Origin of the sequence: Streptomyces macrolidinus (assembly GCF_023887685.1) — a bacterium.
Classification (GTDB): Bacteria; Actinomycetota; Actinomycetes; order Streptomycetales; family Streptomycetaceae; genus Streptomyces; species Streptomyces macrolidinus.
Map to the genome: position 1 here is coordinate 1 of NZ_JAMWMR010000119.1, position 344 is coordinate 344.

The 344-nt window shown below is 65.7% G+C and carries 1 pseudogene; it reads left to right on the forward strand.

The features are described from left to right. Positions 1-344, forward strand: a pseudogene (locus NGF19_RS30490) (polyketide synthase); the annotation flags it as partial.

Genomic DNA, 344 nt, shown 5'->3' on the forward strand with positions numbered 1-344 from the left:
CCGAATGGTCCGGCGCAGCAGCGGGTGATTCGTCGTGCGTTGGCGGATGCGCGGTTGGTGCCGGGGGATGTGGATGTGGTCGAGGCGCATGGTACGGGGACGCGGTTGGGTGATCCGATCGAGGCGCAGGCGTTGCTGGCGACGTATGGCAAGGGTCGTGCGGCGGAGCGTCCGTTGTGGTTGGGGTCGTTGAAGTCGAATATCGGTCATACGCAGGCGGCTGCGGGTGTGGCTGGTGTGATCAAGATGGTGCAGGCGATGCGGTATGGCAGTCTGCCCAGGACGTTGCATGTGGAGGAGCCGACGGACCAGGTGGACTGGTCGGCGGGTGCGGTGTCGCTGCT